The organism is Blastococcus sp. CT_GayMR19, from assembly GCF_004570385.1.
GTDB lineage: Bacteria > Actinomycetota > Actinomycetes > Mycobacteriales > Geodermatophilaceae > Blastococcus_B.
Genome location: NZ_SPQL01000005.1, coordinates 202,820 through 227,301 on the forward strand (window position 1 = coordinate 202,820; position 24,482 = coordinate 227,301).

Consider the following 24,482-nt stretch of genomic DNA (forward strand, 5'->3'; position numbering starts at 1 on the left):
GGATGGGGCGGCGCGTTCCCGGAGGGGCACTTTTCCGGTGCGCCTGCTCCCATCGGCCGCCCCGCACGATTACTGTGCCGAGCGTGAGGAACCGGTGGTGAGGCAGTCACGTCGCTGCTCGCGCAGCGGCTGCGCGCAACCGGCAGCGGCGACATTGACGTACGTGTACGCGGAGTCGACCGCCGTCGTCGGCCCCCTGGCGACCTACTCGGAGCCGCACAGCTACGACCTGTGCGAGTTCCACGCGGGACGCCTGACGGTGCCGCGCGGCTGGGACGTCGTCCGGCACGAGATCGACCTCGAGGACTCGGGGCCGACCGGTGACGACCTGCTCGCACTGGCCGACGCGGTCCGCGAGGCCGCCCGCCCCGAGCCGCCGCGCGACCCCGCGGACGACGGCGGCGGCTTCCGCCGCGGCCACCTCCGGGTGCTGCCCGACCTTCCCTGAGCTCCTCGACCCGGCCCTTCGCGCCGGTCGTCGCACCCCGCCACTAGGGTCGGTCGAGCACCGCCGGGCCGTGGAGCCGCGGTGCGCTCCGGTGCGAGGGGATGTGGATTGTCCGATCTGTCGGCGCTGATCAAGGCCTACGACGTCCGCGGCGTCGTCCCGGACGAGTGGGACGAGGACGTCAGCCGGGCCATCGGTGCCGCGTTCGCCGAGTTCGTCCTGACCGAGAGCGGCGCGACCGCCGTCGTCACGGCGCACGACATGCGTGAGTCCTCCATCCCGCTCTCGCGCGCCTTCGCCGAGGGCGTGATCAGCCGCGGCGTCGACGTCGTGGAGGCCGGGCTCGGCTCGACCGACCTGCTGTACTTCGCGGCCGGCTCGCTGGACCTGCCCGGGGCGATGTTCACCGCCAGCCACAACCCGGCCCGGTACAACGGGATCAAGCTGTGCCGCGCCGGCGCGGCCCCGATCGGCCAGGACTCCGGACTGCTGCCCATCCGCGAGTGGGCCGAGCGCGACCGCTACGACCGCGTGCCCGACCGGGTCGGCTCGGTCTCCGGCCGTGACGTCCTCGCCGACTACGCGGCGTACCTGCACTCGCTGGTCGACCTCTCCACCGTCCGGCCGCTCAAGGTCGTGGTGGACGCCGGCAACGGCATGGGCGGGCACACGGTGCCGGTGGTCCTCGCCGGGCTGCCGCTGGAGGTCGTCCCGCTGTACTTCGAGCTCGACGGCACCTTCCCCAACCACGAGGCGAACCCGCTGGACCCGGCCAACCTCGTCGATATCCAGGCCGCCGTCCGGCAGCACGGCGCCGACATCGGCCTCGCCTTCGACGGCGACGCCGACCGGGTCTTCGTCGTCGACGAGAACGGCGACCCGGTGAGCCCGTCGGCCGTGACGGCGCTGGTCGCCGTCCGCGAGCTGGCCAAGGGCCGCGGGACGACGATCATCCACAACCTGATCACGTCGAGGTCCGTTCCGGAGATCGTCCGGGAGCACGGCGGCGAGCCGGTCCGCACCCGGGTCGGGCACTCCTTCATCAAGGAGGAGATGGCCCGCACCGACGCCGTCTTCGGTGGCGAGCACTCGGCGCACTACTACTTCCGGGACTTCTGGCGGGCCGACACGGGCATGCTCGCGGCCATGCACGTGCTGGCGGCGCTGGGGGAGCAGGGGCGCCCGCTGTCCGAGCTGGCCGCCGCCTACAGCCGGTACGCGGCGTCCGGGGAGATCAACTCCACCGTGGACGACGCCGCGGCCCGCGCGGCGGAGGTCCGGAAGGCCTTCGAGGAGCAGGACGGCGTCACCGTCGACGAGCTGGACGGGCTCACCGTCGAGCTGCCCGACGGGGCGTGGTTCAACCTGCGCGCCAGCAACACCGAGCCGCTGCTGCGGCTCAACGTCGAGGCGCCGGACGCGGCGCGCATGACCGAGCTGACCGACCGGGTACTGGGGATGGTGCGCGCATGACCGCAGGGACGAACGGCACGTCCGGAGGGCCGCTGGGACTGGATCCGCAGCTGCTGGCCATCCTGGCCTGCCCCGACACCCACCACAGCCCGCTGACCGTGGACGAGCAGGCGGGCGAGCTGCTCTGCACCACCTGCGACCGCGCCTTCCCGGTGCGGGACGGCATCCCGGTGCTCCTGCTCGACGAGGCCAGGCATCGGGGTGGTGGGGTGGGCGACCAGCCCAGCACACCATGACCTCCCCCGAGATCGCCGAGGAGGTCCTCGACGACCTCGAGCTGCTGCGCGCCCGCGATCCCCGGGGGCTGCTGCCCGCGGTAGCGGGCTCCGGCGCCCAGGTGCGCGAGACCGCCCGGCTGACCGCGGAGGCCGGCCTCGGCCGCGTCACCGAAGGCGGCCGGCCGCGCGGGTTGATCATCGTGGCCCGGCGCGAGGGGGCGGTGGCCGCCTCCGTGCTCCGCGCCCTGCTCGGGCCGGGCAGCCCGGTCACCGTGGACGTCGTCCCCGGTCCGGCGCTGCCGGTGTGGGCCGGGCCCAGCGACATCGCCGTGGTCGCCACCCGCACGGGCGCCGGCCGCTACGCGGTCACACCCGCCTACGAGGCCGCGCGCCGGGGGGTCTCGCTGGTGGGCATCGGCGCGGAGGAGTCGCCGCTGCGGGCCGCCTGCTCCGGCGCCCGGGCGCCGTACGTGCCGCTGCCGGAGTCCCGGGTGCGGCACACCACCCTGTGGTCGATGCTCACCCCGCTCCTCCGGCTGGCCATCGACCTGGAGCTGCTCCCCGCCGCTGCGGCCGACCCGGAGGAGGTCGCGGCGGCCCTGGACGAGATCGCCACCCAGTGCGGGCCGGCCCAGGAGTCCTTCGTCAACCCCGCCAAGACCCTGGCCCTGGAGTTGCTGGACGCCCTGCCCGTCATCGCCGCCGAGGGTCCGCTCGCCGACGCCGCCGCGGCCCGGATCGCCGACCAGCTGGCCACCCTCGCCGGGCTGCCGGTGACCGGTTTCCGGCTGCCCGATCAGCGGGTCGCCGCCTGCGCCGTCCTGGGCGGGCCGCTGGCGCCGGGCGCCGACGACGACTTCTTCCGCGACCGGTCCGCCGACCCCGGGCGCCGGCTGCGGCTGCTGACCATCCGCGACCCCGACGCCGGAGCCCTCGACGTCGCCGGCGAGCGCGAGCCGCGGTCCGCGGCCGAGGCTCTGGAGCAGGTGCTGGGCACCGCGGCCGCGCACAGCGTCCCGGTCAGCGGCCTGGCCGAGCACGGCGATCCCGCCCGGTTCGGCCGTCTCCCGCGGCTGGCCCGGCAGCTGGCCGTCGCGGACTTCACCGCCGTCTACCTGGCGCTCGCCCTGGACAACGAGCGGGCGCTGCCCTCATGAGCACCGCGGCCGCGGGATCGCCGACCGCGGACGGGGCGTTCGAGGAGCCCCCGCTGGGTAAGGCTGGGCGGTCGACCATTCCTCCAGCACGCCTGCACGTGGTGCCCGATCGGAAGGACCTCCCTTGGCGGGTGGACTCGTAGCCCTGCTGGACGACGTGGCGGTGCTGGCGCGCGCGGCCGCCGCGTCCGTCGACGACATCGGGGCCGCTGCCGCGAAGGCCAGTGCGAAGGCGGCCGGCGTCGTCGTCGACGACACCGCCGTCACGCCGCAGTACGTGCACGGCCTGGCCGCCGAGCGGGAGCTGCCGATCATCCGGCGCATCGCCGTCGGATCGCTGCGCAACAAGCTGCTCATCATCCTGCCGGCGATCCTGCTGCTCAGTCAGTTCCTGCCGTTCCTCCTCACCCCGATCCTCATGCTCGGCGGCTGCTATCTCTGCTACGAGGGCGCGGAGAAGGTGTGGCACAAGCTCCGCCCCCACCACGACGAGCACGCTGCGGACGAGGCGGCGCTCCCGGACGAGAACACCATCGTCTCCGGAGCCGTGCGCACCGACTTCATCCTGTCGGCGGAGATCATGGTGATCTCGCTGAACGAGGTAGCCGATCAGGGGTTCGTCTCCAGGGCGATCATCCTCATCGTCGTCGCGCTCGGCATCACCGTGCTGGTGTACGGCGTCGTCGGCCTCATCGTGAAGATGGACGACGTCGGGCTGCACCTGTCCGAGCGCCCCGGCAAGGGCGTGGCCAAGCTCGGCCGCGGCCTGGTCAAGGGGATGCCGAAGCTGCTCACCGCGCTCACCGTGATCGGCACCGCCGCCATGCTGTGGGTCGGCGGTCACATCCTGCTGGTGGGCACCGACGACCTGGGGCTCCACGTCCTCTACGGGGCCGTCCACCACGTGGAGGAGATCGCGCACGACGCGGCCGGGGCGCTCGGCGGCCTGGTGGCGTGGCTGGTCAACACGCTGGCCAGCGCGCTCCTCGGACTCGTCGTCGGCGTGATCATCGTGGTCGTCATGAGCCTCACGGTCTACCGGCGCAAGGCCGCACACGCGGGCGAGACCGAGAAGCACTAGCCGCCGGGGCGGGTTCTCCGGGAGATTCCGGTGGGCGGGGGACAGTGGGCGACATGAGCAACACGCTGCTGTCGCCGGAGCGACGGCGGGCCGACCGCGCGCGGCTGGCCGACGAGGTGGTCGACGTCCTCGTGATCGGCGGCGGGGTGACCGGCGCCGGTGCCGCGCTGGACGCGGCCAGCCGGGGACTGTCGGTCGGCCTGCTGGAGGCCCGCGACTGGGCCTCCGGGACCTCCAGCCGCTCGAGCAAGCTGATCCACGGCGGGCTGCGCTATCTCGAGCAGCTGGCCTTCCCCCTGGTGCACGAGGCGCTGGGTGAACGCGCCCGGCTGGTGCAGACGATCGCCCCGCACCTGGTGACGCCGCTGCCGTTCCTGCTCCCGCTGACCAGGCCGGTGTGGCAGCGGGCCTACTTCGGCGCCGGGGTCGCCCTCTACGACGTCCTGGGCGCGGCCATGAAGGCCGGCCGCGGGGTGCCGGTCCACCGGCACCTGTCCCGGAAGGCGACGCTGGCGGCGTTCCCCGGGTTGCGTCGCGACGTCGTCCGTGGGGCGATCCGGTACTGGGACGCGCAGGTGGACGACGCGCGGCACACGCTGGCCGTCGTCCGCACGGCGGCCGGCTACGGCGCCAGGGCGCTCTCCAGCGCCCGGGTGGTGGGCCTGCTCCGCGACGGCGACGAGCCGGACTCGGCGGTGGTCGGCGTCCGGGTGGCCGACCTGACCGACGGCTCCAGCTTCACAGTCCGCGCGCGCAGCATCGTGGCCGCGACCGGCGTCTGGAGCGACGATATCGGCGAGATGCTGGGCTCGTCGGCCCCGAACCTGAAGGTGCGGGCCTCCAAGGGCGTGCACCTGGTCGTGCCGCGCGGAGCGATCGACGGCGCCGACGTCGAGGGCGCCGGGGGGACGCGGTCGGGGCTGATCCTGCGGACGCCGAGCAGCGTGCTGTTCGTCATCCCCTGGGGCGAGCACTGGATCCTCGGCACCACCGACACCCCGTGGCGGCTGGACCGCGATCATCCCGCCGCGAGCAGCGCCGACATCGACTACCTGCTGGACCAGGTGAACCGGGTGCTCACCCGCCCGGTGGGGCCCGAGTCGATCCTCGGTGTGTACGCCGGCCTGCGGCCGCTGCTGGCCGGCGAGTCGGACGAGACCAGCCGGCTCTCCCGGGAGCACGCCGTCGTCACGCCCGTGCCCGGGCTCGTGCTCGTCGCCGGCGGCAAGTACACGACCTACCGGGTGATGGCCGAGGACGCCGTGGACGCCGCCGTCGCCGGCTTCCCCGCGGTACCGGCCTCGCGCACCGCGAACCTGCCGCTCGTCGGCGCGCAGCGCTGGGCCGAGGTCCGCGACACGGCGGCGGAGCTCGCGGCCGGGGCGGGGTTGCCCGAGGAGACCGTGGCCCGGTTGCTGCGTCGGCACGGCGACCAGGTGGGCGCGGTGCTCGACCTGGCCCGGGCCGACGCGGAGCTGGCCCGCCCGCTGGACGGCGCTCCGGCATACCTCGCCGCCGAGGTCGTCCACGCCGTCCGGGCGGAGGGCGCGCTGCACCTCGACGACGTCCTCACCCGCCGGACCCGGGTGAGCATCCAGACCGCGCACCGGGGCGTCGACTCCGCACCGCAGGTGGCCGCGCTCATGGCGCGCGAGCTGGGCTGGGACGAGGAACGGACCACGCGCGAGGTAGCGCACTACGCCGCCCGCGTGGACGCCGAGCGGGAGTCGCAGCGGATGCCCGACGACCACACCGCCGACGCGGCACGGCTGGGCGCCCCGGACGTCCGCGCGGCGGTCTGACCTGCGGGCCCCGGCTCCGCGGCCCCGTCCGTGGCGGTCCCCCAGGGGGATGACGAACTGCCGTCAGCGAGCCGCCGCACGGGTAGCCTCCGAGCCGATGTGGCTCCTGACCAACACCGTGCGCCACTACCCGTGGGGGTCGCGCACCGTGATCCCCGAACTCCTGGGTGCGCCGAACCCCGCCGAGCGGCCGTACGCGGAGCTGTGGCTGGGCGCCCACCCGGACGCGCCCAGCGTCCTCGACGACGGCACCCCATTGGACAAGGCGATCGCGCAGCGCCCGGTCCTCCTCGGAGCACCGGCGCGAGAGCGGTTCGGCGACCGGCTGCCTTTCCTGATGAAGGTGCTGGCGGCCGACCATCCGCTGTCCCTCCAGGCGCATCCGACCAGTCCCCAGGCCGCCGTGGGGTTCGCCGCGGAAGAAGCCGCCGGCGTGCCGCACGACGACCCGGCGCGGACGTTCAAGGACCCGTTCCACAAGCCAGAGCTGCTCCTTGCGCTGACCCCGTTCGAGGCGCTGTGCGGCTTCCGGCCGGTGGGGGAGTCGCTGCACTGCCTGGCCAAGCTGGAGGTTTCGGAGCTGAGGCCGACTATCGCGGCCCTGGCCCGCGGTGGGCTCCGGGCGGCGATCCCGCAGCTGATCGCCCTCTCCCCCGAGGACCGGAGCGCGCTGGTCGACGCCGTCGCCGAGGTCGCCGACCGGTTCGTGGCCGCCCACGACCCGGAGTTCATCAACACCTACCGCTGGGCCGCCGCGCTCGCGAAAACCTACCCGGCCGACCCGGGCGTGGTGATCTCGCTGATGTGCAACCACCTCACGCTGGCCCCTGGCGAGGCGGTGTTTCTGCCCGCCGGCAACCTGCACGCCTACCTCTCCGGCGCCGGCGTCGAGGTGATGGCAAGCTCGGACAACGTGATCCGTGGCGGGCTGACGGTCAAGCACGTCGACCTCGCCGCGCTGATCGAGGTGCTCGACTTCACTGACGGCCGGGTACCGATCCTCCATCCCGTACTGGGCCCCGGTGGGCTGCGGTACCCCGTACCCGTGGACGACTTCGACCTGACCCGATGCCAGCTCGACGGCCAGGCCGGTTCCCTAGCCACTCGTGGGCCCCAGGTCCTGCTGTGCACCGAGGGCAGCGCCGTTCTGAGCTCCGGCGAGGACGAGCTCGCGGTGGAGAAGGGTGGATCGGTGTTCGTGCCGGCGGGTGCCCCGCTTCGCGCGCGTGGGCCTGCCGTCCTTTACCGGGCCACCACCGGTCTCTCCTGACCGGCTCGTGACCGGGCGATGTGCGCGCACCCGGCGCCGGGTGCGGGCACAGCTCACCGCATCGGGGGCCTTCGGTTCTGCTTCGTCCTTCCGGCGCTCTAGCCTGGAGGTTGACAACCGGGGCATCCGGCATGCCCGGACACTCGTCCTGCCAGGCACTGGGCGAGGCTGGAGGAGGCTCGCCATGGTGCTCGCACAGCCGGCAGCCGCCCGGCTCGCCCGCCGGGGCGGGCGCGGGTGAGCGCCGACATCACCGACGACGCGGCCGTCCTGGCTCCCCCCGCGGAGCCGCAGGACCGATCGCCCGTCGCCGTCCCGCCGGGACCGCGACCGGCGCGACGTCTCGCCGGCCTGGCCCGGCGGGCCCCCGAATGGCTGGTGACCGCCGGGGCGGGGGTCCTGGCGGCGCTCCTCGGCGCGATCGCCCAGTGGCGGGGCACGTTCTTCTTCTACGTCGGGGACAACCCCGAGTCGTTCATCCCGGTGTGGCACGAGGTCGGCGCCGCCCTCCGCGAGGGCCGGTGGCTGGTCTTCGACCCCACGGCCTGGACCGGGGGAAACCTGGTCGGCGAGGCCGCCTACGGGGTCTTCAACCCCGTGACCCTGGCCAACACCGTCGTCATCTCCTTCTTCGACGACCTGTCGCTGGCCGCGGCCACGGTGATGGTGGAGTTCCTGGCGATCCTCGCGATGGGCACGTTCCTGCTCGCCCGCGAGTACGGCGCCGGCCGGGTGCCCGCCGTCCTCGTCGCCGTCGCCATCCCGTTCTCCGGGTTCACGCTCTGGTACGAGGCGTCCGGCTGGCCGGCCGGCCTCATGGCCTTCACCTGGGTCACCCACTTCTGGTGGTCGGCGCGGCGGCACGCGCGCGGCCGGCTGATCCCGCTGGTGCCGTTCCTCTTCGGCTTCCTCGCCATGACCACCGGCAACCCGTACGCGGCGCTCGGCCTGGTCGTCGTGCTCGGGGCCATCGGTGTGGAACTGCTCCTGCAGCGGCGCTTCGCCCGCCTCGCCCACCTGACGGTCATGGGCGCCTGCGTCGGCCTGGTGGCGCTGCTCGTCTTCCTCCCGCTGCTCGGCACCAGCTCGGTGTCGGCGCGCCAGCAGCTGGCGAACCTCGCGAACGACACCTTCCTCGTGCCCGACCTCGGGGACCTGGCCGGCGCCAGCTCGCCGACCTATCTGCCGTCCATCACCAACTGGAACGGCGCCCTGCTGGAACAGCTCCCCTCGACCTACCTGGCCTGGTTCGTCCTGCCCCTGCTGGCGTGGCTGCGCTGGGGGGCGCTCCGCGGGCGGGCGGCGTCGCTGACCAGCCTCGGGGTCGTGGGCGGCGCCTACCTCCTGGCCACCCTCGGGCCGTCGAACCTCTGGCTGTTCCGCTGGCCGGTCCGCCTCATCGAGTACCTGTACCTCGCCGTCGCCGTGATCTTCGCGGTCGCGCTCTCCGCCGGTCTGGCGACCGACCGGGTGCGTTTCCGGGCCCTGGCCAGCGGTGTGATCGTCGTCCTGGGCGGCTACCTCGCCTGGGCCGTGCAGCCGGGGCAGTACCGCGTCCACGCCACCGGCGTGGTGGTGGTCGCCGTGCTCGTGGCGCTCGCGGTTCTGGCCGGCCACCGCCGCGGCATGGCCGCGCTGGGTGCGGTCGTCGTCGTGGGCACGGCCGGGATCCTGACGCTGCAGACCAGCGTCTTCCCGCCGATACCGGAGGGGCAGACCCCGCACTACCCGCCCTACGACCTCTCGGACATGACCGCCGGCACGGCCGGCTACGAGGGAACGGTCCTCCAGCTCGCCAGGCTGGACGGCGTCACGACCGGCCAGAAACGTGCCGGTGAGCTCCTTTTCGGCAACCTGCCCCGCGCCACGGGCGTGGAGAGCGTCGCGAGCTACAGCGGCATCGGCTTCCTGGAGTTCAACGAGCGGCTCTGCATCGACTACCGCGGCGTCACCTGCCCGGAGGCGTTCGACCGCCTCTTCGCGCCCACCGGCGAGGGCGTGCCCGTCCGGCTGATCGACGCCCTGCGCGTGTCCACGCTGGTGATCCAGCGGTCCCTGCTGCCCGAGGCCGCCCAGGACACGCCGCAGTCGGGGTGGCGGGTCCTGGACCGGACCCCGGTGCGCACCGTGTGGGTCCGGGAGCAGCCGCTCGCGGGGGAGGGGCGCGTCTCCTGGGCCTCGCCGGGCGTCGAGGTGCTCGCGGACTCGGCGTCCCCCCGCCGGGAATCGGTCCGGTACCGCGCCGACGGTCCCGGCCGGGTGGTGTTCGCCCGGCTGGCGTGGCCGGGCTACACGGCGACGGTCGACGGCCGCCCGGTGGACGTCGACGACGGCCCGGCCGGCCTGGTCACCGTGGACGTCCCCGCCGGGACCGGCACGCTGCAGCTGCGGCACACGACGCCGGGCCTGCAGCCCGGTGTCCTGGCGGCGTCGGGAGCGGCCGCGGCCGTGCTCGTCCAGTCGGGGCTGTGGCTCTGGCAGAGACGCAGGTCACAGGCACGTCGTGGCACCGTGCAAGAGGTCGTTCTCGGAGCGTAGCGACGACCGGGGGGGTCACCCGGACGGGCAGCGTCGCTCCGGTTCACCGGCGCTGTCGCGGGCTACCTTTCGAAAGAGCTGCGCCCGCCTCCGCGGGCGCCGTCGCGTGATTGGGGCCAGGCAACTCATGGTGATGTACACCTCTGAACCGGTGGTGCGCGAGCGCATCGTCTCGCCCGACCGGCCGGTGGCCGGTCGGCTGCTCGCCCAGCGGACGCTGTTCGCCGGCCCCTCGGCGGAGGCACCCGACGAGCTGTACGCGGTCGTCGTGCGGGGCGTCATGGTCCGCGAGCGGAACCGCGTGATCCTGGACGGCCACGCCGCGGTCCACACCAACACCTTCTTCGGCCGGTTCCCCGCCTCGTACTGGCAGCGCTGGACGTCGGCGACGTCGGTGGACGTCGGCGCGGTCGTCAGCGGTTCGGGCCTCCTGCGGATCATGGCCTCCGACAGCGACGGGACCCCGCGCACCATCGCGACCCACCGGGTGACCGACGCCCACTCCGAGCCGGTGGAGCTTCCGGTCGCGATCGACAAGTTCATCGACGGCGGGGCGCTCTGGCTGGAGCTGGAGACGACGACCGCCGGCATGACGGTCGAGCAGGTCCGCTGGTCGGTGGGGCGGACCCGTGCCCGTCGCGCGACGGCCGTGGTGATCTGCACCTACAACCGCGCCGACGACTGCCTGGCCACGCTGCAGACGCTGGCGTCGGATCCCGAGGTCGCCGACGAGCTCAGTGCGGTCTACGTCATCGACCAGGGCACCGACGCGGTCGAGTCCCGCGAGGCCTTCCCGGCCGTGCGCGACGCGCTCGGGGCGTCGCTGCGCTACATCCGGCAGCCGAACTTCGGGGGCGCCGGCGGCTTCACCCGGGGCATCTACGAGGCCGTCCGCAACGAGACGATCGACCGCGTCAACCTGCTGCTCATGGACGACGACATCCGGCTGGAGCCCGACACGGTCACCCGGCTCCGGGCGCTGGCCGACCGCGCCGACGAGCCGATCCTCGTCGGCGGCCAGATGCTCAACCTCCTGCACCCGGACCAGCTGCACGTCGGGGCCGAGACCACCGACCTCAGCATCCTGCGGGCGGGGCTGCCGGTGGACGACGCGCTGGCCGAGGCCGACGTCACCGAGGAGCAGCAGGAGATCCGGGTCGACGCGGCCTACAACGCGTGGTGGACCTGCCTCATCCCCTCCGAGGTCGTGCAGGCCATCGGCTACCCGCTCCCGGTGTTCTTCCAGTGGGACGACATCGAGTACGGCCTGCGCGCCCGGGGTGCCGGGTTCCCGACCGTGACCCTGCCGGGGGCGGGCGTCTGGCACGCGGACTTCACCTGGAAGAACTGGGACGACTGGTCGCGGTACTTCAGCTTCCGCAACTCGCTGATCACCAGCGCGCTGCACAGCGACTTCGACCGGCGCCGCATCGTCGACCACCTGGCCAAGCAGCTGACCGAGGCGATCGTCTCGATGCGCTACGGCCTCGCGGCGCTGATCATCCGCGCGGTCGAGGACTTCCTCCGCGGCCCGGACGTGCTGCTCGACGGGGGCGCGGAGACCTCCGCCGTCGTCCGGAAGCTGTGGGCGCAGTACCCGGAGACCGCGAACCACCCGGCCTTCGCGGTGCCCGGCGTCCCGTCGGTGGACATGCCCAAGTCGTCGGACGCGGGCACGCCGTCGATGCTGAAGGCGGTGCTGGCCAAGCGGATCATCTGGCAGCTGCTGCGCAAGTCCCGCGGCACCGCCGCCATCTCGGCAGCCGACGCCAACTGGTGGCACGTGTCGCTGTTCACGACCGCCGTCGTGACCGACCCCTCGCAGGAGGGCGTCCGCGTCCGCCGGTTCGACCGGGACACGATGCTCGACCTCACCCGCCGCGGGGGCTCGGTGCTCTGGCGGCTGATGCGCGAGGGCGAGCAGGTCCGGGGACAGTTCCGGGCCCGGCTGCCCGAGCTGACCGACCGGGACACCTGGACGAGGCTGTTCGAGAGCGAGTAGACCGGCGCCCCGCCGGGCGTACCCTGGACGACGGCACGAGCCCCGCCGAAGCCTCGGCATGCTCGCCTCCCCATCCGATCCCTGCCGCCCGTTCGAGGCCGGCCGGACACTGGAGCGACATGACCGCCAGCACTCGCACCCGCACGTTGACCGATGGCGACTTCAAGGTCGCCGACCTCTCCCTGGCCGGCTTCGGCCGGAAGGAGATCTCCCTCGCCGAGCACGAGATGCCCGGCCTGGTCTCCCTGCGCGAGGAGTACGGCGCCGAGCAGCCGCTCGCCGGGGCGCGCATCGCCGGGTCCCTGCACATGACCGTGCAGACCGCCGTCCTCATCGAGACCCTGACCGCGCTCGGCGCCGACGTCCGCTGGGTGAGCTGCAACATCTTCTCCACCCAGGACCACGCCGCCGCGGCGATCGTCGTCGGCGACGGCACGCCGGAGCAGCCCGCCGGCGTCCCGGTGTTCGCCTGGAAGGGCGAGACCCTCGAGGACTACTGGTGGTGCACCCAGCGGCTGTTCGACTTCCGCGACACCTCCGGGACGGTGATCGGGCCGAACATGCTGCTGGACGACGGCGGCGACGCCACCCTCCTGGTGCACCTCGGCACCCGCTTCGAGGCCGAGGGCGCCGTCCCGGACACCACCGACTCCGACTCCGAGGAGTACGCGGTGATCCTCGACGTGCTGCGCCGCAGCCTCGGCGAGGACCCGCAGCGCTGGACCCGCATCGGCGCGGAGATCAAGGGGGTCACCGAGGAGACGACCACCGGCGTCATGCGGCTCTACGAGCTCGCCCGCGACGGCCGCCTGCTCTTCCCGGCGATCAACGTCAACGACTCGGTGACCAAGAGCAAGTTCGACAACCTCTACGGCTGCCGGCACTCACTGATCGACGGCATCAACCGCGCGACCGACGTCATGATCGGCGGCAAGGTCGCGGTCGTCTGCGGGTACGGCGACGTCGGCAAGGGCTGCGCGGAGTCGCTCCGCGGCCAGGGCGCCCGGGTGATCGTGACCGAGATCGACCCCATCTGCGCGCTGCAGGCGGCGATGCACGGCTACGAGGTGACCACCCTCGACGAGGTCATCGGCAAGGCCGACATCATCATCACGGCCACCGGCAACAAGGACATCATCAGCGCCGAGCAGCTCGCCCGGACCAAGCACCAGGCGATCATCGGCAACATCGGGCACTTCGACAACGAGATCGACGTGGCCGGCCTGGCCCGCACGCCGGGGGTCACCCGGACGACGATCAAGCCGCAGGTCGACGAGTGGCGCTTCGAGGACGGCCACACGATCATCCTGCTGTCCGAGGGCCGGCTGCTGAACCTGGGCAACGCCACCGGGCACCCGAGCTTCGTCATGAGCGCCTCGTTCGCCAACCAGGTCCTCGCGCAGATCGAGCTGTGGAACAACCGGGCCGCCTACGAGGGCCGGACCCCGGGCGTGACCGTCCTGCCCAAGCACCTCGACGAGCACGTCGCGCGGCTCCATCTCGACGCCCTCGGCGTCAAGCTGACCGAGCTGACCAAGGTCCAGGCCGACTACATCGGCGTGTCGGTCGAGGGCCCGTTCAAGAGCGACCACTACCGCTACTGACATCCGCTTTCGGTACCGAAAGCGGCGGTGTGGCCGCACGCTTCCGGTACCGAAGGCGTGCGGTCGAGCCACCCGCCCGGGGGTCTCACCCGGGCGGGTGGGGAACCTTCGCCCCCCTTCAGCGCAGAATGGGCACCGTGCCACCCACCGCTCCCCAGAACGGGCCCAGTCGCGGCCGTGTCCTGGTCGTCGACGACGACGCCGCCCTCGCCGAGATGCTCGGCATCGTGCTGCGGCGCGAGGGGTACGAACCGGCCTTCGTCTCCGACGGCAACCGCGCCGTCGGGGTCTTCCAGCAGACCCGGCCCGACCTGGTGCTGCTGGACCTGATGCTGCCGGGCCGCAACGGCCTGCAGATCTGTCAGGACATCCGCACCCAGTCGACCGTGCCGATCGTGATGCTCACCGCCAAGGGCGACACGATCGACGTCGTCCAGGGGCTGGAGGCCGGCGCCGACGACTACGTGACGAAGCCGTTCAAGCCCGTCGAGCTGGTCGCCCGCGTGCGCGCCCAGCTGCGGCGCGGCGAGACGGGGCAGGCCGAGAACCTGGCGATCGGGGACGTGCAGATCGACGTCCCGGCCCACCAGGTCACCCGGGACGGCGTGCCGATCCCGCTGACCCCGCTGGAGTTCGACCTGCTGGTCGCGCTGGCCCGCAAGCCCCGCCAGGTGTTCACCCGTGAGCTGCTGCTCGAGCAGGTCTGGGGCTACCGGCACGCAGCCGACACCCGGCTGGTGAACGTCCACGTGCAGCGGCTGCGGGCCAAGATCGAGCAGGACCCGGAGAAGCCCGAGGTGGTGCTCACCGTGCGCGGGGTCGGCTACAAGGCCGGGCCACCGTGAGCGGACAGGCCCGTGAGCATCGCGGCGAGGAACGAGCGGGACGCGGCAGCGAACCGATGGGCACCATGAGCGGGTTCGCGGTGTTGCCTGCGACTCCGGTGACAATGGGGCTGTGACCCGGACGGATCTCCCCGCAGGGGGCGCCGGGGTCGGCTCGTCGCCGGGACCGGCGCTCGAGGGACCGGCGTCGCCGGAATCCGCCGCGCCGTCCCGCGTCGCCGCCGAGCTCCGGCGGGTCCGGCGCGGGCTGCGCCGCCGCGTCGTGCGGGGCCGCCGGTGGGCCCGGCGCACGTTCCGCCGGGTGGCCGCACGGGCCCTGCACGACTGGCGCTCCTCGCTGCAGGTGCGCATCGGCGCGATCACCATGATCGTCGCGGGCACGGTCGTCGTCATCGTCGGTCTCGTGCTGTTCAGCCAGATCCGGGACCAGCTGCTGTCGGTGAAGAGGCAGGCGGCGATCGCCCAGGCCCAGGCCGGGGCGGTCTACGCCCAGACGCAGGTCGCGGGCATCGCCACCGGCGACGCGGCCAGCGTGCGGTCGGCCCTCGACCGCACGGTGCGGGCCCTGAAGGAACGGGGCGGCGCGGCCGGCGACTTCGACGTCGTCATGGTCTACCGGACCGGCGACGAGGACCGCACGGCCCCGAGCCGCCGCTACGTCTATCCGGCCCTGCCCGCCGATCTGCGGACGGCGGTCGACTCGGGCAACCAGGTGTGGCGGTACGCCCCCGTCCCCGACGAGAACGCCGAACCGCGGCCCACCCTGCTGATCGGGGCACCCGTGCCCGGCGGCGCCGGCGGTGGCGAGCGGATCGAGCTGTACTACGCGTTCCCGCTCGACCAGGAGGAGGAGAGCCTCGCGCTCATCCGCGGGACGGTGATCATCATCGGCGTGGTGCTGACGCTCTTCGTCGTCGGCATCGGCGTGCTGGTCACCCGGCTCGTCGTCGACCCCGTCCGGCGCGCCGCGGGCACCGCCCAGCGGCTGGCGGAGGGGCAGCTCGAGCAGCGGATGGTCGTCCGCGGCGAGGACGACCTGGCCCGCCTCGCGACGAGCTTCAACGCGATGGCCGACAGCCTGCAGCGTCAGATCACCCAGCTCGAGGGGCTCTCCCAGCTCCAGCAGCGGTTCACCTCCGACGTCTCCCACGAGCTGCGGACGCCGCTGACGACGGTGCAGATGGCCGCCGACGTGCTGCACGAGGCGCGCGGTGACTTCGCGCCGCACGTGGCCCGCTCGGCCGAGCTGCTCAGCGCGGAGCTGGATCGCTTCGAGGGGCTGCTGACCGACCTGCTGGAGATCAGCCGGTACGACGCCGGGGCGGCGGTCCTGGACTCGGAGCCGACGGACCTCGGCGCGCTGGTCGCCCGCGTGGTCGCCGGCATGTACGGCCTGGCGGAGCGGCACGACACCGAGCTGGTGGTGGAGCGGCCCGACGAGGAGGTCATCGCCGAGGTCGACGCGCGCCGGGTGGAGCGGATCCTGCGCAACCTCATCGGCAACGCCATCGAGCACGGGGCCGGACGGCCGGTGGAGATCACGCTCGCGGCCAACCCCACCGCGGCCGCCATCACGGTGCGCGACCTCGGCGTGGGTCTGAGCTCGGCCGAGGCCCAGCACGTCTTCGACCGGTTCTGGCGGGCCGATCCCTCGCGGGTCCGGACGGTGGGAGGGAGCGGCCTGGGGCTCTCGATCAGCCTCGAGGACGCCCGGCTGCACGGCGGCTGGCTGCAGGTCTGGGGCCAGCCAGGCTCCGGTGCCCAGTTCCGGCTCACGCTGCCGCTGACCGCGGGCGCCGACCTGACCAGCTCGCCCCTGCCGCTGCGCCCCGCCGTCCTCCGCCGGCCCGGGAGCCGGTCGTGACGCGCTCGCCCGCGGTGGCCGCCGCACTCGCGCTGCTGCTCGCCCTGCCGGCCTGCTCCACGGTGCCGAGCAACTCCCCGACGGTGCAGATCACCCAGGCGCCGGCCCGCCCGGTCGACGAGATCGGCATCGAGCCGGCCGCGCCGGAGCCCGGGGCGACTCCCGAGGACGTCGTGCGGGGTTTCATCGACGCCGCGGCCAGCACCCGGCAGGGGCACCCGGTGGCGCGGGACCACCTCGCGACGGAGCCGGCGGGCACGTGGTCGGACGAGGCCGGGATGACGGTGATCAGCCCCGACTACGCCACCGTCACCACCGAGGCCGGCTCGGTGGCCGTGTCGGCCAGCCTCGTGGGCACGGTCGACGAACGGGGGGTGTTCGCCGTCGGCGGGGAGACCCGGTTCACCCGGGAATTCACCCTCGAGCAGGTCGAGGGCGAGTGGCGGATCACCAACCCCCCGGACGGCCTGATCATGGCCGAACCCGACTTCGAGCGGCTCTACGACGAGCGGGCGGCCTACTTCCTCGACCCGACCGGTCAGCGCGTCGTCCCCGACCCGCGCCACCTCATCCGTGGGGCGGCGCAGCCGACGACGCTGGTGCAGCGCGTCCTGGAGGGGCCGTCGGCCGCGCTGGCCCCCGGGGTCCGCAACCCGCTCGCCGGGGTCCAGCTGCGTTCCGCCGTCACGGTCCGCGGGCAGGAGGCGATCGTCGACCTGAGAGCCCTCGCCACGGATCCGGCGCCCATGCTGGCGCAGATCTGCGCACAGCTGGTCTGGACGCTGACCCAGCTGCAACCGATCCGCAGCGTGGTCGTGCGGGTCGATGGCGAGGAGGTCGACCTGGACGGGGTGCCGGCGCAGCAGACGGTCGACGACTGGGCGTCCCTCGACCCGGACGCCGTGCCGGTCGACGGGGTGGGCCACTACGTGAGCGGCGGGGCGCTGCGCACGGTGACCGCCGGTGAGCCCGTCCCCGGCCCCGCGGGGACAGGCGCGTACGCCCTGACCGGCGCCGCGGTCGCCGCAGACACCCGCACGGGCGAGCTCTCCTTCCTCGTGGGCCTGCGGGCGGATGCCGGTGGGGCCACCCTGGTCGCCGGCCCCTACGGGGGCGACCTCGCCCCCGTCCTCAACGGGGCCACGCTGAGCGTGCCGAGCGTCGCCGCGACCCGGGAAGAGGCGTGGGTGGTGCGCGACGGGACCTCCGTCGTGCGGGTCCCGGCCGGTGCGCCGCCGCAGCCGGTCAGCGCCCCGACGCTGCCCGGCCTCGGCCTGGCGACGTCGCTCCGGCTCTCGCCCGACGGTGTCCGCGCCGCGGTCGTGGTGGAGGGCCCCGAAGGGCCGGCCCTCTACGTCGGGACCGTCGTCCGCGACGACGACGGCAGCGTGGCGCTGCGCGACCTCCGCGACATCGCTCCGTCGCTGTCCCAGGTCGCCGATGCGGCGTGGCGGGACAGCGACACGCTGCTCGTCCTGGCCGGGGACGCGGGGGAGGAGCGGACCGTCCCCTACGCGGTCGGAGTGGACGGCTGGGGGCTGGTCGACGTGCCGACCGCCGGACTGCCGAGCCAGGCGACCACGATCGGTGCGGCGCCCACGCGGCAGCCGCTGGTCAACGCCGGCGGCACCATCTGGCAGCTCACCGGCGGCACCTGGGCCACCCTGGTGCGCGGCCAGGAACCGCTCCCGGGGACGGCGCCCTTCTACCCGCTCTGAGGCGCTGCCCGTCCCGAGTCGGCGCGGCCGTCCACAGATGCCGGCCGACCTGCCGCCCGGACGCTCCGCCGGGACAGGCTGGGGGCGTGGGCGCGTCGGGAATGGCCGCGCTGGCCGACCTGGTGCTGCCCCGGACCTGCGCCGGCTGTGCCCTCCCCGGGCGGGTGCTGTGCGGCCGGTGCGCATCGCTGCTGGCGCGGCCACGGCTGGCCACGCCGCGGCGGGTCCCCTGGGGGTTTCCGCCGACCGTCGCCGCCGGCGCCTACCGGGGCCCGGTGCGGCCCGCGATCCTCGCCTTCAAGGAGCGGGGCCGGGCGGAGCTGGCCCGACCGCTGGGGACGGCGCTGGCACTGTCCGTCGTCGCCGTGAGCCGCGGGGTCCCGGAGCGGGACGGGCGGCTTGTGCTGGTCCCGGTGCCGAGTTCCCGCGCCGCGCTGCGCATCCGCGGCCGGGACCACGTCCGGGAGCTGACCCGGTCTGCGGTCGCGGAACTGCGGGCCGCCGGACTGCCCGTGGCGGAGGCCCGGCTGCTGCGCCGCCGCGGGCGGGTCCAGGACTCCGCGGCGCTGTCGGCGGCGCAGCGGCGCGCCAACCTGGCGGGCACGTTCGAGCTCGATCCGCGGTGCCGGCGGCTCTCCGCCGGGGCGCTGCTGATCCTGGTCGACGACGTCGTGACCAGCGGCGCCACGCTCACCGAGGCGGCGGCAGTCCTCACCGGCGCGGCCGGGCCGGACGCCCCGCCGGTGCTCGCGGCGGTGGTCGCGGCGACCCCGCGGCTGCCCGGGTGACGTGTTCGGTGTGCGACCTGGGCGTTGTCCCGGCCGGCCGTCGGCACCCTCTCGATCGACTGTCGGGAGCGGGGCAGAGCGACTAGCGTCGAAGCGACTACACCCGTCCACCGGGAGGTCAGATGGAGATCGTGGTCCGTGGTCGCAACGTCGAGGTTCCGGAGCACTACCGCCAGCACGTGGAAGACAAGGTCGGCCAGCTCGAGCGGTTCGACGCCAAGCTCTCGCGCATCGACGTAGAGCTGTTCCACGAGAAGAATCCCCGCCAGTCCGCCCACTGCCAGCGCGTGGAGATCACGTTGCGCGGCAAGGGTCCCGTCGTCCGTGCCGAAGCGGCCGGGCCCGACTTCTACGCGGCGCTCGACCTGGCCTGCGCCAAGCTCGACAACCGGCTGCGGCGTGCCGCCGATCGACGGCGGGTGCACCACGGACGACGCACCCCCGCCAGTGTCCGGATGACCGACAACACCGCCGCCGATCTCGGCGAGGGCGCCCTCGACCGGGACCGTCAGCTCGCCGAGGGTCCCCATGTCACCGATCTCGACGAGCACCTGCCCGGCCGGGTGGTGCGGGAGAAGCACCACCCCGCCACGCCCATGACCGTGGACCAGGCGCTGCACGAGATGGAGCTCGTCGGCCACGACTTCTTCCTGTTCCAGTGCGCCGACACCGATCAGCCGACGGTCGTCTACCGCCGGCACGCCTACGACTACGGCCTCATCCGCCTGACCGAGGTACCGCAGAACGGCGCCGGGCCCGCCCATGTCGGGCAGGGCGCACCGCGGGTTGCCGCGACGACCGCCTGAGTCCGGTCGGGAGGGCGCGGCAGCCCGCGCCCTCCCGACCCGTCAGGCGCTGCCCAGGATGCGGTCGACCGCGATCTCGAGGACCACGCGGGCCGGGTTCTCGCGCGGCTGCCGGTACCGGACGGCGTAGCGCGCCACGGCGTCGGCGACCGATGCCGGGTCGTCGCGCACCACCGCCGTCCCCTCGAGGGTGACCCACCGCCGGCCGTCGACCTGGCAGACCGCGACCCGGCCGTGCCCGCCGCGGACGTGCCGCGCCTTCACGGAGCCCCCGGACGTGATCACCCGGGCGGTGCGCGTGGGGGCGTCGTAGGTGACGCCCACCGGGACGACGTGCGGACTGCCGTCGGCGCGCAGCGTGGTGAGTGTCGCCAGGTGCCGCTCGGCGAAGAAGGCGAGCAGTCCGGGGCCGGGCGCGTCGAGGGCGGAGTCCACCGGCCGAGGGTAGGTCGCGTCCCGTGCGGAACACCTGCCCCACCCCACCCCCCAACGGGCCGAGGGTGCTGGCGGCGCCGCCTACGCTGGTGGTGTGGTGTTCCAGAGACTGCTCCGTGCCGGTGAGGGAAAGATCGTCCGACGGCTGGCCAAGATCGCCGATGCCGTCGAGGGGCTCGCCGACGACGTGAGCCCGCTGACCGACGCGGAGCTGCGGGCCAAGACCGACGAGTTCAAGGCGCGCTATGCCGACGGGCAGTCCCTCGACCTGCTGCTGCCCGAGGCGTTCGCCGTCGTCCGCGAGGCGGCGACCCGCACGCTGGGCCAGCGGCACTACCGCGTGCAGCTCATGGGCGGCGCCGCGCTGCACCTGGGCAACATCGCCGAGATGCGCACCGGTGAGGGCAAGACGCTGGTCGGCACGCTGCCGGCCTACCTGAACGGGCTGTCCGGTGACGGCGTGCACGTGGTCACCGTCAACGACTACCTGGCCAAGCGCGACGCCGAGTGGATGGGCCGGGTCCACCGCTTCCTCGGCCTGAGCGTGGGCACGATCCTGTCCGGCGAGGCGCCCGCGCACCGCCGCGAGCAGTACGCCTGCGACATCACCTACGGCACGAACAACGAGTTCGGCTTCGACTACCTGCGCGACAACATGGCGTGGAGCAAGGCCGACCTGGTGCAGCGCGGCCACCACTTCGCGATCGTCGACGAGGTCGACTCGATCCTCATCGACGAGGCGCGCACGCCGCTGATCATCAGCGGCCCGGCCGAGACCAGCGCCAAGTGGTACGGCGAGTTCGCCCGGCTCATGCCGCTGATGAAGAAGGACGTCCACTACGAGGTGGAGGAGGCCAAGCGCACGGTCGCCGTCACCGAGGAGGGCGTCGAGTTCGTCGAGGACCAGCTCGGCATCGAGAACCTCTACGAGGCGGCCAACACGCCGCTCATCGGCTACCTGAACAACGCGCTCAAGGCCAAGGAGCTGTTCCACCGCGACCAGCAGTACATCGTCAGCAACGGCGAGGTGCTCATCGTCGACGAGTTCACCGGCCGCGTGCTGGCCGGGCGTCGCTACAACGAGGGCATGCACCAGGCCATCGAGGCCAAGGAGAAGGTGAAGATCAAGGACGAGAACCAGACGCTCGCCACGATCACCCTCCAGAACTACTTCCGGCTCTACGAGAAGCTCTCCGGGATGACCGGCACGGCCCAGACCGAGGCCGCCGAGCTGCACCAGACCTACAAGCTGGGCGTCGTCCCCATCCCGACGAACCGGCCGATGGTGCGCGAGGACCGCTCCGACGTCATCTACAAGACGGAGAAGGCCAAGTTCGAGGCCGTCGTCGAGGACATCGCGGAGCGCAACGAGGCCGGCCAGCCGGTGCTGGTCGGCACCGCGAGCGTGGAGAAATCCGAGGTCCTGTCGAAGTTCCTCCTCCAGCGCGGGATCCCGCACGAGGTGCTCAACGCGAAAAACCACGCGCGCGAGGCGCAGATCGTGGCGTCCGCCGGGCAGCTCAGCGCGGTCACCGTGGCCACCAACATGGCCGGCCGTGGCACCGACATCCAGCTCGGCGGCAACCCGGAGTTCATCGCCGACGAGGCGCTGCGGGCCCGCGGCCTCTCGCCGTCGGAGACGCCGGAGGAGTACGAGGCCGCCTGGGACGACGCCCTCGCCGCGGCCAAGAACCAGGTGAAGGCCGAGCACGAGCAGGTCATCGAGACCGGCGGCCTCTACGTGCTGGGCACCGAGCGGCACGAGAGCCGGCGGATCGACAACCAGCTGCGCGGCCGGTCGGGCCGCCAGGGCGACCCGGGGGAGTCCCGGTTCTACCTGTCGCTGGGCGACGACCTGATGCGCCGGTTCAACGGGCCGATGCTCGAGTCGATGATGACGACGTTGCGGGTGCCCGACGACCAGCCGATCGAGTCGAAGATGGTCACCCGCGCGATCCTGTCGGCGCAGACGCAGGTCGAGCAGCAGAACCACGAGGTCCGCAAGGACGTCCTCAAGTACGACGAGGTGCTCAACCGCCAGCGCACCGTCATCTACGACGAGCGGCGCAAGGTGCTCGAGGGCGCCGACCTGCACGAGCAGGTGCGCACGATGGTCGACGACGTCATCGGCGCCTACGTCGACGGCGCCACCGAGACCGGCTACGCCGAGGACTGGGACCTCGAGCAGCTGTGGACCGGCCTCAAGGCGCTCTACCCCGTGGGCCTGGACCGGCAGGAGCTGCTGGACCGCACCTCCGACGGCGAGCAGTCGTCCCTCGCCCCCGAGGTGCTCAAGCGGGAGCTCCTGGACGACGTGCACCGCGCCTACGAGGAGCGCGAGGCCAAGCTCGGCTCCGAGGTCATGCGCGAGCTGGAGCGGCGGGTGCTGCTGTCGGTGCTCGACCGCAAGTGGCGCGAGCACCTCTACGAGATGGACTACCTCCGGGCCGGCATCCACCTGCGCGCGATGGCCAACCGCGACCCCGTCGTGGAGTACCAGCGCGAGGGCTACGACATGTTCATGGCGATGCTCGACGGCATCAAGGAGGAGTCCGTCGGCTTCCTGTTCAACCTCGAGGTGAAGACCAAGGAGGAGCAGGAGGCCGAGGCGAAGGCCAAGCAGGACGAGGCGGAGGCGGCCGCGCTCGCCGCCGCACAGGAGGGCACCGCCCGCGTGCTCGCCCGCCAGGCGGCGGCCGCGGCGGCCGCGGCGGGGAACGGGAGCGCGACGACCGCGGCCGCCCCCTCCGCCCGTCGGTCGGGCGGCCCGAAGGCGGCCGCGCCGAAGGCGGCTGCGCCGGTGGCAGCCACGGCGCCGGCGGTCGTGGAGCGGACGCCGACGGGCACCGGCCCGGAGCTGGCGGTCAAGGGGCTCGACGAGCCGCGCCGCGCGCCGGAGCAGCTGCAGTACTCGGCGCCGACCCTGGACGGGTCGGCGAAGGAGTCCGGCTCGGCCAAGGCCGCGAAGACGGCGACCGTGTCGGGGACCAAGGAGCCGGCGCGGAACGCCCCGTGCCCGTGCGGGTCCGGCAAGAAGTACAAGTTCTGCCACGGAGCCGCCGCACGCTGAGCCGGCGTCCACCGCGCCCCCGCCGATCGGGATCGGTGGGGGCGCGGTCGTCCCGTCAGCCGATCTGCAGGGCCGTGCAGCGCCAGCGGCCGTCGATGCCCTCGAGCCGGGCCGCGACCGCATGGGCCCGGCCCGCGCGCCGGGCGACCGCACTGACCTCGGCGACGCCGTCCACCGGCTCGCACACGTGCACCGGTCCGACGATCAGGGGCGCCGTCCCCTCGGTGCACCAGCGCGGCCGCCGTCCGCCGGAGAGCGCGGCGAACACGCCGACCGACGTCATCGGCTGCAGCTGGGGAAGGGGACGCCGTCCGGCCAGCGCCTCCAGCGTGAGCGTGATCAGGCGGCGGCCGGCGTCCCGGGCGTCGGGCAGCTCGGCCCGCCGGGACCAGGTCGGCCCGAAGTCGTCGCGGAAAGCGGCCGGCCCGATCAGCGGGCGCGGGCCCGGCCGGTAGCGGGGCCGCGGAGCGGGCGCACCGGGGAGCAGCAGGCGGACCGGCTGCCGGACGTCCTCGAGCGGCGGTTGCGGCGTCGGCACCACGACCAGCCGGAGCGGCGGTCGCTGCGGCTGCGGGGCTCGGGTCGCGGCGGGAACGGTGGCGCGGGTTGCGGTCATCGGGGGCTCCCAGGTCGAGGGGTCGGTTCGGTGTGCGGGGCGGCTCACGACGGGTCCGGTGGGGAGAGCACCTGACCCGGCAGCAGCAGGTCGGGGTCCGGGCCGATGACGTCGGCGTTGGCCTGCCACCAGGCCCGGGTCGCGGCGGCGACCTCGCCGGCCGTCGGCGTCCGGCCCTGCTCCGCGAGCAGCCGGTCGCTGGCGATGTGCCACAGGCACTCCCCGCGGACGACGACGTGCGCGTCCGTGGCCGAGGCGGCGCCCGGCCAGTCCGGAGCCGGGCCCGCCCCGGCCATGGCGACGGCAGCGGGCCAGTCGGGCGCCGTACCGACGCTCGACGGCGGCGTCTCCGGGACCGCGGCCGAGGCCGGGGAGGGGGCCGCCAGCGCCGCGGTGCCGAACAGGGGGCCGGCGACACCGAGTCCCAGGCCGAGGGCGAGGGCGGCGCTCCGGCGGGCGCCTGCCGGGAGGACGACGCGGAGTGCTCCGTGGGCGGCGCCGCCGACTATTCCGGGCAGCGCGGCAGCGGCGGTGAGGGCGAGTCCCAGCGCGCCCCAGGCCCACACCGCCCACGCCAGCAGGCCCGCCGCGGAGAGGACCAGCGCGTCCGGCCCGGCGGTGTCCGCGGTGCGCTGGGCGGCTGCGAGCGTGGCGGCCATCGCGGGAATCCCCGGCGTCAGTGACGCGAGGGCGCAGGCGATCAGCGCCATCGCCGTCGCCGTGCCGATGAGTCGACGAATCGACATG

The 24,482-nt window shown here is 73.7% G+C and carries 19 protein-coding genes; 16 read left to right on the plus strand and 3 right to left on the minus strand.

Features of this window, described 5'->3' with window-relative positions:
- The first annotated feature begins 97 nt into the window (after positions 1–97).
- From E4P39_RS09635 to raiA, 15 genes are all read left to right on the plus strand, one after another.
- The gene (locus E4P39_RS09635; protein WP_135136272.1) at positions 98–448 is read left to right on the plus strand and encodes a DUF3499 domain-containing protein; all 351 of its coding nucleotides are present in this window, start codon (positions 98–100) and stop codon (positions 446–448) included.
- 108 nt (positions 449–556) lie between these two features.
- Positions 557–1,921: a phosphomannomutase/phosphoglucomutase gene (locus E4P39_RS09640; RefSeq protein ID WP_135136274.1), complete on the plus strand. Its 1,365-nt coding sequence runs from the start codon at positions 557–559 to the stop codon at positions 1,919–1,921.
- 32 nt (positions 1,922–1,953) lie between these two features.
- The gene (locus E4P39_RS09645; protein WP_135136372.1) at positions 1,954–2,157 is read left to right on the plus strand and encodes a Trm112 family protein; all 204 of its coding nucleotides are present in this window, start codon (positions 1,954–1,956) and stop codon (positions 2,155–2,157) included.
- A complete protein-coding gene (locus E4P39_RS09650) occupies positions 2,154–3,296 on the plus strand; it encodes an SIS domain-containing protein (RefSeq protein WP_135136276.1) in 1,143 nt (380 codons plus the stop codon). Before E4P39_RS09645 ends, E4P39_RS09650 begins: the two co-directional genes overlap by 4 nt.
- Before the next feature lie 124 nt (positions 3,297–3,420).
- Positions 3,421–4,377 (plus strand): DUF808 domain-containing protein, encoded by a 957-nt coding sequence (locus tag E4P39_RS09655; protein WP_135136278.1) that lies wholly within the window; start codon positions 3,421–3,423, stop codon positions 4,375–4,377.
- 53 nt (positions 4,378–4,430) lie between these two features.
- Positions 4,431–6,179 carry a glycerol-3-phosphate dehydrogenase/oxidase gene (locus E4P39_RS09660; protein ID WP_135136280.1) on the plus strand — a complete coding sequence of 583 codons (1,749 nt, stop codon included), beginning with the start codon at positions 4,431–4,433 and terminating at the stop codon, positions 6,177–6,179.
- A gap of 97 nt (positions 6,180–6,276) precedes the next feature.
- Positions 6,277–7,449: a mannose-6-phosphate isomerase, class I gene (gene manA, locus E4P39_RS09665; RefSeq protein WP_135136282.1), complete on the plus strand. Its 1,173-nt coding sequence runs from the start codon at positions 6,277–6,279 to the stop codon at positions 7,447–7,449.
- Positions 7,450–7,686: 237 nt separating this feature from the next.
- A complete protein-coding gene (locus E4P39_RS09670) occupies positions 7,687–9,987 on the plus strand; it encodes a hypothetical protein (protein WP_209306454.1) in 2,301 nt (766 codons plus the stop codon).
- 133 nt (positions 9,988–10,120) lie between these two features.
- Positions 10,121–11,989, plus strand: a complete 1,869-nt coding sequence (locus E4P39_RS09675; RefSeq protein WP_245159733.1) for a glycosyltransferase — start codon at positions 10,121–10,123, stop codon at positions 11,987–11,989.
- 119 nt (positions 11,990–12,108) lie between these two features.
- A complete protein-coding gene (gene ahcY / locus E4P39_RS09680) occupies positions 12,109–13,593 on the plus strand; it encodes an adenosylhomocysteinase (protein ID WP_135136284.1) in 1,485 nt (494 codons plus the stop codon).
- Between the two features lie 128 nt (positions 13,594–13,721).
- Complete coding sequence (mtrA, locus tag E4P39_RS09685; RefSeq protein WP_135136286.1) at positions 13,722–14,438, plus strand: MtrAB system response regulator MtrA; 717 nt, start codon at positions 13,722–13,724, stop codon at positions 14,436–14,438.
- 112 nt (positions 14,439–14,550) lie between these two features.
- Positions 14,551–16,302, plus strand: a complete 1,752-nt coding sequence (mtrB, locus tag E4P39_RS09690) for an MtrAB system histidine kinase MtrB (protein WP_135136288.1) — start codon at positions 14,551–14,553, stop codon at positions 16,300–16,302.
- The gene (locus E4P39_RS09695; RefSeq protein WP_135136290.1) at positions 16,299–18,020 is read left to right on the plus strand and encodes an LpqB family beta-propeller domain-containing protein; all 1,722 of its coding nucleotides are present in this window, start codon (positions 16,299–16,301) and stop codon (positions 18,018–18,020) included. The genes mtrB and E4P39_RS09695 overlap by 4 nt, the downstream gene beginning before the upstream one ends.
- 86 nt (positions 18,021–18,106) lie before the next feature.
- Positions 18,107–18,808 (plus strand): ComF family protein, encoded by a 702-nt coding sequence (locus tag E4P39_RS09700; RefSeq protein ID WP_209306455.1) that lies wholly within the window; start codon positions 18,107–18,109, stop codon positions 18,806–18,808.
- 122 nt (positions 18,809–18,930) lie between these two features.
- Positions 18,931–19,614 carry a ribosome-associated translation inhibitor RaiA gene (gene raiA / locus E4P39_RS09705; protein WP_135136292.1) on the plus strand — a complete coding sequence of 228 codons (684 nt, stop codon included), beginning with the start codon at positions 18,931–18,933 and terminating at the stop codon, positions 19,612–19,614.
- Between the two features lie 42 nt (positions 19,615–19,656).
- Here raiA and E4P39_RS09710 read toward each other — a convergent pair whose 3' ends face one another.
- Positions 19,657–20,049 carry a PPOX class F420-dependent oxidoreductase gene (locus E4P39_RS09710; RefSeq protein ID WP_135136294.1) on the minus strand — a complete coding sequence of 131 codons (393 nt, stop codon included), beginning with the start codon at positions 20,047–20,049 and terminating at the stop codon, positions 19,657–19,659.
- Positions 20,050–20,146: 97 nt separating this feature from the next.
- Between E4P39_RS09710 and secA the strand changes: the two genes are divergently transcribed.
- Positions 20,147–23,119, plus strand: a complete 2,973-nt coding sequence (gene secA / locus E4P39_RS09715) for a preprotein translocase subunit SecA (protein WP_280790845.1) — start codon at positions 20,147–20,149, stop codon at positions 23,117–23,119.
- Positions 23,120–23,174: 55 nt separating this feature from the next.
- On the opposite strand, the gene E4P39_RS09720 is transcribed toward secA, so the two are convergent.
- Complete coding sequence (locus E4P39_RS09720; RefSeq protein ID WP_135136298.1) at positions 23,175–23,735, minus strand: Rv3235 family protein; 561 nt, start codon at positions 23,733–23,735, stop codon at positions 23,175–23,177.
- A 44-nt stretch (positions 23,736–23,779) separates the two neighbouring features.
- A complete protein-coding gene (locus tag E4P39_RS09725; protein WP_135136300.1) occupies positions 23,780–24,481 on the minus strand; it encodes a hypothetical protein in 702 nt (233 codons plus the stop codon).
- Position 24,482 lies beyond the last annotated feature (1 nt).